6 protein-coding genes and 1 pseudogene are annotated in these 9,093 nt (G+C 63.3%); 2 read left to right on the top strand and 5 right to left on the bottom strand.

Annotated elements, in window-relative coordinates; all coding sequences use genetic code 11:
• Positions 1-271: pseudogene (locus tag A37A_RS19850) on the top strand (hypothetical protein); the annotation flags it as partial.
• Positions 229-621, top strand: a complete 393-nt coding sequence (locus A37A_RS21095; protein WP_231363873.1) for a transposase — start codon at positions 229-231, stop codon at positions 619-621. The pseudogene A37A_RS19850 and the gene A37A_RS21095, both read left to right, overlap by 43 nt.
• A 55-nt stretch (positions 622-676) precedes the next feature.
• Here A37A_RS21095 and aroB read toward each other — a convergent pair whose 3' ends face one another.
• Genes aroB through lptB form a run of 5 tightly spaced genes read right to left on the bottom strand, consistent with a single transcriptional unit; the run spans position 677 to position 9,068 of the window.
• Positions 677-1,756: a 3-dehydroquinate synthase gene (aroB, locus tag A37A_RS0102030; RefSeq protein WP_018289879.1), complete on the bottom strand. Its 1,080-nt coding sequence runs from the start codon at positions 1,754-1,756 to the stop codon at positions 677-679.
• On the bottom strand, positions 1,753-5,277 hold the full coding sequence (dnaE, locus tag A37A_RS0102025) for a DNA polymerase III subunit alpha (protein ID WP_018289878.1): 3,525 nt from the start codon (positions 5,275-5,277) through the stop codon (positions 1,753-1,755). Before dnaE ends, aroB begins: the two co-directional genes overlap by 4 nt.
• Before the next feature lie 37 nt (positions 5,278-5,314).
• The gene (locus A37A_RS15225) at positions 5,315-7,303 is read right to left on the bottom strand and encodes an ATP-dependent helicase (protein WP_231363725.1); all 1,989 of its coding nucleotides are present in this window, start codon (positions 7,301-7,303) and stop codon (positions 5,315-5,317) included.
• On the bottom strand, positions 7,228-8,121 hold the full coding sequence (locus A37A_RS17940; protein ID WP_018289876.1) for a 50S ribosomal protein L11 methyltransferase: 894 nt from the start codon (positions 8,119-8,121) through the stop codon (positions 7,228-7,230). Before A37A_RS17940 ends, A37A_RS15225 begins: the two co-directional genes overlap by 76 nt.
• Entirely contained in the window at positions 8,118-9,068 is a 951-nt protein-coding gene (gene lptB, locus A37A_RS0102010) for an LPS export ABC transporter ATP-binding protein (protein ID WP_155996414.1), read from the bottom strand. The genes A37A_RS17940 and lptB overlap by 4 nt, the downstream gene beginning before the upstream one ends.
• Positions 9,069-9,093 lie beyond the last annotated feature (25 nt).

Raw genomic sequence — 9,093 nt, 5'->3', positions numbered from 1 at the left:
GCCCGCCCTGGATGGCAAAATCATCACGGCCGACCCATTGCATTGTCAGCGGCGCCAGGCCCGTCTCATCGTCGAAAAAGGGGGCGATTACCTGTTCGGGATCAAGGGAAATCAGCCTCGTTTGCTCCAAGAGGCTCAAGCCTTGGATGCTTTGCCCGACACCCCCTTTTTACCGACAACCAATCCGGTCATGGCCGAGTCGAAACCCGCGAGCTTTATGCCTTCCCCATCGAGCCCCTGGCCGTCGACTTCCCCTTTGCCCGCGCCCTGATCGTGGTGCGCAGCCAACGCACGCTAAAAAAGAGCGGCATCACCACCACCGAGTCCCGTTACTACCTCTCCAGCTCGCCACCAGATCAATATTCTCCCCAAGAATGGTTAAACTTGATCCGAGGACATTGGGGCGGGATCGAAATCCGCAATCATTGGCGACGCGATGTCCTGATGGGCGAAGACCGTTCCCGTTCCCGTCAGCCCAACCTGCTGGCCAACTTGGCGCTCATCCGTAACGCCCCCCTTTCGCTCCTCTCCGAACGCCTCGGCGAACAATCCCTCCCGCAGTTCCGCGAACGACTCCTCTCCAGTCCCAAACAATGTCTGGCCATCCTTGCCGCCGCATGAGCTCCAAAACAAAAGACCCTGGGCTAAAGCCAGGGGCTTGCGCGGCGCTTTTCGGTCATTCGGACCGATCGACGATGAGGGCGAGCGCCCGCTCGATCTCATCCTCGGGGACGTCGACGAGCGCGGGATCGCCCAGGGCGCGCAGCAGGACCCAGCGATTGGCCTCCTGTTCCCGTTTTTTGTCGACCAGGAGGGCCTCTCGAAGCCGGTCGAGGGGGACCGCTTCCGCGGTTCGCGGGAGGCCATGATGGACGAGCAGCCGGTCGAGAAGAGCGCCGGCCGATTCGGGTAGCCCGCAGAGGCGTTGGGAGAGAAGGGTGGCCACCCGCATGCCCAAGGCGACGGCTTCCCCGTGGACGAGCGTCCGATAGCCGAGCGCGGCTTCGAGGGCATGGCCCGCCGTGTGGCCGAAATTCAAGACGGCGCGCCTTCCCGTCATTTCCCGTTCGTCCTCCGCTACCACCGCCGCCTTGATCTCCACGGATCGTCGGACGATGGCCTGCCAATCGAGCGTGCTCTTGTCGAGGGTCGAGAGGAGCGCGGGATCCGCGATCATGCCGTATTTGATCACTTCGGCCAAGCCGGCGCGGATCTCGCGCTCGGGAAGCGTGGAAAGGGCTTGGAGATCCGCGAGGATCGCCCGGGGTTGATAGAAGGTCCCCACGAGATTTTTCCCTTGAGGAAGATTGACGCCGGTCTTTCCTCCGACCGAGCTGTCGACCATGGCGAGGAGAGTCGTCGGAAGCTGAAAGAGAGCGATCCCGCGGAGGAAGATCGAAGCGGCGAAACCAGCGAGATCCCCGACGACGCCTCCGCCCAGGGCGAGCAGGGCTCCCTTCCGATCGATTCGGCTCTCGGCCAGCTTCTCCAAGAGAAGGCCGAGCTGCGAGAGGCTTTTGGACCCTTCTCCTGGAGGGACCCAGAGGATCACGGAGTCGAAGCCGGCCTTTGCGAGAGAGGCCTGGACCTCTTCCGCGTAGGACCGCAAAGCCGCATCGGCGACGAGGGCGATGCGCGTGCCCAAGCCGCAGTGGGCGGAAAGTCGTGGGCCGACTTCTCCCAGAAGGCCGCTGCCGATCCAAACGGGATAGGAGCGGCTGTCGGCGCAAACAGTGACGGAGCAGGTGGGGTTCATGGGGCGGAATGTAGGGAAGATGGGGAAGTCGGACGAGAGGAGGGAACCGGCCCTCCTCCCCGGCTCCGTCGGCGCGAGGGGACGCGAGCCGGGATTGGAGAGGAGGCGAGAAGCGTCACGGCGCCCATGCCCAAGGATTCCCGGAGGGCATCGAGAAGCGCCTGGCTCACGTGGACAAAAAAGTTTCGCGAGGGCTCGATCTCGACGGCGGCGCCGTCCTTGCGGCGGCAGAGGAAGCGCACCGCGATTTTCCCGGGCGACTGCTTCAGGATGCGACCGATCTCTTGCCATTGCTCGGTCGAGCCATGCTCCAGCGAAAGAGGGAGGAGTATGGCCTCGACGAGCTGCTCCTGGGCCTCGGCGAGGGAATGAAGAGCCGTGGCCCGTATGCTGAGTCCATTGTCCCGTCGGGAGATCGTGCCGGAGAGGATGGCGATCTCGCCCGGCTCCCACCCTTTGGAGAGAGAGGTGTAGAGGTCGGGGAAGACGATCGCCTCGATCGATCCGGTGGAATCTTCCAGCTGCATCCGTGCAAAAGGTCGCCGGTCGCGGGTCGACGTTCGCACCTCGACTCGGGCGAGGATGCCGGCCAACCGAACCGGGGCTCCGTCGGCAAGATCGGCGAGGGCGCGGATCTCCGCGGTCCGGAAGGGGCGTAGCTGGTCCCGGATCTCTTCCACCGGATGACCCGAAAGATAGACACCCAAGAGTTCTTTCTCGAAGCGGAGCTTCTGGGAGGGAGGAAACTCGGGAAGCGCGGAATCCACACCCCGAGGCAACGGAGAGTGGGCGAGGTCGAAAAGGGACCCTTGCCCCTCGGCTCTCTCGCGGGCGGCCGTTGACGCCGAAGAGAGGGAGCGATCGATTTCGGAGCAGAGCTCTGCCCGCGATCGGCCGAAGCCGTCGCAGGCCCCCGCCTTGATCAGGCTTTCCAAGAGCCTATGGTTGAGAGTCCGTCCGGTCGCGCGCAGACAGAGATCGGCCAAGGACGAAAAAGCTTTCTGCTTCCGCGCCTGGACAAGGCTCTCCGCGGCGCCAATGCCGACGTTCTTGATCGCGGCTAGACCCCACCGGATTCCCTGGTCTTCGACCGTGAAGCGGCCTTCGCTCCGGTTGACGTCCGGCCCGAAAATCGGGATGCCCATCCGGCCTGCCTCGGCAACCAGCGAGGCCACCTTGTCGCTGTCCCCCATTTCATTGGAAAGCAGGGCGCTCAGGAAAAAGACGGGGTAGCGGGTCTTCAGATAGGCGGTCAGGTAGGCAAGAAGACCGTAGCAGGCGCTATGGGCCTTGTTGAAGCCGTAGCCCGCGAACTTTTCGAGGGTGTCGAAGATCCTTTCGGCCTGCTCCTCCGGAATCCCATTCTTTTCTCTACAGCCACGGACGAAGAGATCGCGGTGGTTGCGCATCTCCTCGGGCTTTTTCTTGCCCATGGCGCGCCGCAAGAGGTCGGCCTGCCCGAGCGAATATCCGGCGAGGATGCTTGCCGCCTGCATGACCTGCTCCTGGTAGATCATCACCCCGTAGGTGTCCTTGAGGATTGGCTCGAGCAGGGGGTGGGCATACTCGATCGGGATCTTGCCGAGTTTCCGATCGGCATAGGCCGGAATGTTCTCCATGGGTCCCGGGCGGTAGAGAGCGACGAGCGCGATCACATCCTCGATGTTGCGCGGCTTGAGCCGGCGGCAGAGATCGAGCATTCCCGGAGATTCGAGCTGGAAGATCCCCACGGTTTTTCCAGCGGAGAGAAGATCGTAGGTAGGCCCGTCGTCGAGCGGAAGGGAGCCGGGCTCAAGCGAAGTGCCGGTGTGCTCCCGGATCGCCGCGAGCGCGTCGGAGATGACGGTAAGGGTTTTGAGACCGAGGAAGTCCATCTTGAGGAGGCCGACGTCCGCCAGCGGCTCCATCGACCATTGCGTGACGGTTTCCTCCTGCTCGCCCCGAGCGAGCGGGACGAAGTGAACGAGATCGCTGGGCGCAATCACCACCCCGGCGGCGTGAACGCCCGGCTGGCGCGTCAAGCCCTCCAGGCACTGGGCCAGCCGCAAAACCTCCCGCGCGTCCTCGTCGTGCTCGCTCTCGGAGCGAAGGTCGGCGCTCTCCCGAAGGGCCCGCTCCAGCGTCATCGAGGGATCGGTGGGGATCATCTTGGCCAGGCGATCCGCTTGCCCATAGGAGAGCCCGAGGACGCGGGCGACGTCCCGCACGGCCATCTTCGCCCCGAGCGTCCCGAAGGTGATGATCTGGGCGACGGAACCTTCGCCATACTTTTTGCGGACATAGCCGATCACCTCTGGGCGGCGATTGTAGCAGAAGTCGATATCGATATCGGGAGGGGAGATCCGTTCCGGATTGAGAAAACGTTCGAAGACGAGCCCGTAGCGAATCGGGTCGATATCGGTGATCCCGAGGGCGTAGGCAACCAGGCTGCCGGCGGCGCTGCCTCGACCCGGCCCCACGGGAATGCCCTGTCTCTTGGCGTAGTCGATGAAGTCCCAGACGATGAGAAAGTAGCTGACGAATCCGGTCTTCTCGATGACCTCGAGCTCGTAGTCGAGCCGCCGCCGCTGCTCCTCGCTCGGGCTCGCGTAGCGCTTTTTCACGCCTTTCTCGCAGAGCTCGCGGAGGTAAGCCGCCTGGCTCTTTCCGGCAGGGGGAGAAAAGGAGGGGTAGCGGGTGCCTCCGAGTGCGATATTCAGACGGCAGCTCTCGGCGATCCGCACCGTGTTGGCCAAAGCCTCAGGATGGTCGGGGAAGAGGCTCGCCATCTCCTTGGCCGATTTGAAGTAGAACTCCGGAGCCCCATATCGCTTGCGCGCGCTGTCGGTCAGCCGGGCGCCGGTCCCGATGCAGAGGAGCGCATCGTGGGCATCGGCATCCTCCTTGTGGATATAATGGACGTCGTTGGTGGCCACCAGGGGAAGGCCCGTCTCGCGGGAGAGCCTTGCGAGCTTTTCCCGGACGATCTCTTCCTCGGGAAGACCGTGGTTCTGGATTTCCAGATAGAAGCAGCCCGGCTCGAAGCAGGAGGCGAGTGTGTCGAGCGTCCGGTGGGCACCGTCGAGATCTCCCTCGAGGAGGCGTTGCGGGATTTCCCCTTTCAGGCACCCGCTCGTCCCGATCAGCCCCCTCCCGTGCTCGCGCAGCAGGTCTTTGTCGATACGGGGTTTGTAGTAGAAGCCCTCCAAGTAGGCGGCGGTCGCGAGCCGGAGGAGGTTGTGATAGCCTTCTTCGTTTCGAACCAGAAGCGTCATGTGGCTCGTTTCGGATTGCCGGCCCTTCCGGGAAAAGCGGCTTTCCCTGGCAAGGTAGGCTTCGCATCCGAGGATCGGCTCAATTCCCGCTGCCCGGCATGATTTGTAGAAGTCTATTGCGCCAAATAGGTTGCCGTGGTCAGTCAGCGCAACGGCCGGCATGCCCGCTTCCCGCGCGGCGAGGGCGATCTGCGGAATCCGGCAGGTGGCGTCGAGCAGACTATAGTCGGAATGGACGTGGAGGTGAACAAAATCGAGGGACGCCATGATTTGCCGGGATCTTCCTTTTGAGAACGATCATAACCTACTCGATCGGCCTTCCGCCCGCACGCGAAGTGCGGATATCGCTATAAAGGTCTCGAGGAATCTCCACAAGGAAGCGCGATGGACGGAGGGAATTCTCTCCATAGCTGGAGGCGCGGTAGCGCGGGTAGATCAGGAAGAGATAGTCCTGGGCCCGTGTGGTCGCCACGTAGAAGAGCCGGCGTTCCTCCTCTTCCCCGATGAGGGATTCGGTGGAACGGCTGGAAGGAAAGAGCCCGTCGGCGAGCATGATCACGAAGACCGCCCGCCATTCGAGGCCCTTGGCCTGGTGGATGGTGGAGAGATGGACTCCGTCCGGAGAGTTCGAACGATCGGTGTTGGTCAGTAGGGTCAGCTGGGTGAGAAGGCTCTCGGTGTCCGGAAAGTCGGCGGCGAACGAGACGAGCTGCGCGAGGTCCTCCAGCCGGTGGGCCGCGTCCGCATGCTGCGATTCGACATGCTCGCGATAGAAGCCGTCGATCACCTTCTCGATCTGGGACGCAGGCAGGCGGCAGAGCTCCGGCGAGGCGATCTCCCGCTGGAGGGAAATCCATCGGTTCCACGCGGCGGCGCACGACTTGGGAGGAACCACCGAGGCGAGATCGCTCTTTTGAGTAAAATCTTCCCAGAGTCGCCCAGCCGTCTTTTCTCCCACTCCCGGGAACATCCGGACCACCCGAAAAAACGCGACCGAGTCGCGGGGGTTGGTCGCCAGTCGCAGGAAGGCCGCGACGTCCTTCAGGTGGGCTTGCTCGAAGAAGCGGAGGCCGCTTGTAATTTCAAAGGGGATTCCCGCCCGGGTCAATTCGAGCTGGACTTCCAGCGCATGGAAATGGGCGCGATAGAGGATCGCGATCTCCTGCAAGGGGAGCCCTTCCCTTTGTAGCGTCTGGATCTGGGAAGCAACGAAGGAGGCTTGCACGCCCGCGGTCGGGCAGCAGACGACCGCAGGCTTGAGGCGATGGCTCTTTCGGACCGGGGCGAGCTCCTTTGGGAACTGAAACCGGTTTGCCGCAATGGCGGCGTTGGCCAGGGAAAGAATTTCCGGGGTGCTGCGATAGTTGGCCCGCAGGTAGAGGACGCGGGAGTCGGGATAGCGTTCGGGAAAGGCCAGCATGTTCCGGATATCGGCCCCGCGCCAGGAATAGATCGATTGGGCGTCGTCTCCCACGGCCATGATCTGACGGTGCCCGGCGGCCAAAAGATGGATGAAGTCGGCCTGGAGTCGGCTCGTGTCCTGGTACTCGTCGACCAGAATGTGGTGGAAGCGGTTCTGGTATTCCTCTCGGAGGTCGTTCTGATCGCGCAGCAACCGGACGGCTTCCGAAAGGAGATCGTCATAGTCGACCACCGATGCCTTCTGTTTCCGCTTGCGGTAGAGCCGCGAGAGTTCGACCAGCCGTTCGGTCTGCTCGGAGAAATGGGGAAACTCTTCGGCGATCAACTTCTCCAGCGGTGTCTCCCGATTGGCCGCCAGCCCGAAGATCTCGAGAGCGCCTTCGCGGCGGGGAAAATGGACTTCGCTGCGGGAGAGCTTCATCTCCTCGTAGCATTTGGATAGGAGCTCGGCCGAATCCGACCGATCGAGGATGGTGAAGCTCGGGTCGTAGCCGGCGAGGGCGGCGTGGCGCCGCAGAAGCCGGTGGGCAAGGTGATGGAACGTCCCCCCCCAGATCGCCTCGGTCCCATGGGAAATCAAGCGGCTGACCCGTTCGAGCATCTGCCGGGCTGCCTTGTTGGTGAAGGTGGCCAAAACGATGCGGGAGGGCTCGACCCCGTTATCCAGGAGGTAGGCGACTCGGTAGGTCAGGGCGCGGGTCTTCCCGCTGCCCGCTCCCGCCACGACGAGGATCGGCCCTGGAGCGGCCATAACCGCCTCGCGCTGTTCTTCGTTGAGGAGATTTACATAATCCATCACGGTCGGATCAAGGTAGCGGGGCTTTCGCCGAATGACAATGGAAGGGTGCGCGGGAAGCAGAGCATGGTCCATTTGCCCCGACGCTTTCTTCCTTGGAGCCGAAGGCCCTCCCGGACGAAGCGCGCCTCGATCTCCGGGGCCTGCTCGCGCAGAAGCCCGCTGACCAGAAGAACACCTTGGGGGGCGAGCCAGGCCGCCAGCTGGGCAGCCCCTTGCAAAAGCGGCGTCAGATAGAGGTTGGCCACGATCCGATCGAACGGCCCCTGATCCCGCCAGCGAGCCAAGTCGGCTTTCACCCAGTGGATGGCGGTGGTGGGGAAGTTGGCCTCCTCGTTCCGGCGAGCCACCGCGAGTGCCGCCGGGTCCGTGTCTAATGCCCAGATGCGGGTCGCTCCGAGCTTCCTGGCGGCCAGGGCCAGGATGCCGCTGCCCGTGCCGATGTCGAGCACGTGGCTCTTGCACCAATCCGGGATCGTCACCATTTCTCGCAGAATCATCCCCGTCGTGGCGTGTCTCCCGGTGCCGAAGGCCATTCCGGCGGGAATGATCAGGGAGGGACGCCCGCCCGCCGAAGAAGCCTTTTCCCCGAACTCCCTTTCCGTTTCCGGCACGATCCAGAGCTTGCCCCCGATGCGAATGGGCTCGCTCTGCTCCGTTGCTCGACTCCAAGCGGAGGATGCCTTGCGCAGCTTTCCTCCGTAATGGTCGAGGAGCTCGCGGCCGGTGGAAAGATCGGGCAGGTAGGCTTCCAACCGCATGGTCGGGCGGCTCGCCAGCCGATGGAGGACGAGGGAGCCGGACCCCAGAAAATTGAGACGCTCGACCCAGCAGTCGGCCATCTTTGCGGGAATCAGCCGGCTCCAGACCCACGGGAAATCCGACTGGGTCACATCGAAAAGCGCGGACCGAGGTAGAGTTCGCGGGTCACCGGGTCGTTGATCAGGAAGTCGCTGGAACCATGGCTCATCACGCGTCCCTCGCAGACGAGGTAGGCGCGATCGACAATGGCCAGAGTCTCTCGGACGTTGTGATCGCTGATGAGTACGCTCAAGCCCCGGTTTCGCAGGCCGAGCACGATCTGTTGCAGGTCGTCGACGGCAAGGGGATCGACGCCGCTGAATGGTTCGTCGAGGAGGAGGACCGTCGGGGCGGTGGCCAGGGCGCGGGCAATGGTCAGCCGCCGCTTTTCTCCTCCGCTCAGCGCCAGCGCCATGGTGCGACGAAGATGGGCGATGCCGAAATCCTCCAGGAGCGCTTCGCATCGAGTCGTCCGCTCCTCGGCGTCGACGTCGAGAAAGTCGAGGATCGCCATCAGGTTCTCTTCGACGGTAAGCTTGCGAAAGATCGACTCCTCTTGCGGAAGGTAGCCCAGTCCCTTGCGCGCCCGCATGTGCATCGGCATTCGCGTGACCTTCTGCCCGTCGATGAAGACGTCTCCTTCGGTCGGCTGGATGAGGCCAACGAGCATGTAGAAGGTCGTCGTCTTCCCGGCCCCGTTCGGACCCAAAAGCCCAACGATCTCTCCCCGGCAAACGTGAAGGTCGACTCCGTTGACGACGCGCCTGTGGCCGAACTGCTTGACGAGTCCTTCTGCGGAAAGGGGGAAGACCCCGTCGCTTTCCTCCTTCTCGGGAGGGTGAAGGACGCGGGATTGGACAGGAAGGGGTTCCTCCTCGGAAACTGGGGCATCGGAGCCTTCCCGGGGCGATGGGCGTCGCAAGGACTCTGCGGCGCCGCGCGACGGCGGGCCTTCCCAAGGGGGAACGGAAACAGGTCCTTGAGCGCCGAGCGAGGGAAAGGCGGGACCGGGGAGACGGTCCTGGCGAGAATTATCCATTCTGCCTCCGAACAGTAACAGAACG

Origin of the sequence: Verrucomicrobium sp. 3C (genome assembly GCF_000379365.1) — a bacterium.
GTDB lineage: Bacteria > Verrucomicrobiota > Verrucomicrobiia > Methylacidiphilales > Methylacidiphilaceae > Methylacidimicrobium.
Note: the sequence above shows the minus strand (reverse complement) of the source record. Positions and strands in the feature narration are given on the sequence as shown.

Excerpts from the sequence above, each read along its gene's own strand:
- aroB (WP_018289879.1), bottom strand. The coding sequence starts at position 1,756 with ATGAACCCCACCTGCTCCGTCACTGTTTGCGCCGACAGCCGCTCCTAT.
- dnaE (WP_018289878.1), bottom strand. The coding sequence starts at position 5,277 with ATGGCGTCCCTCGATTTTGTTCACCTCCACGTCCATTCCGACTATAGT.
- A37A_RS15225 (WP_231363725.1), bottom strand. The coding sequence starts at position 7,303 with ATGGACCATGCTCTGCTTCCCGCGCACCCTTCCATTGTCATTCGGCGA.
- lptB (WP_155996414.1), bottom strand. The coding sequence starts at position 9,068 with ATGGATAATTCTCGCCAGGACCGTCTCCCCGGTCCCGCCTTTCCCTCG.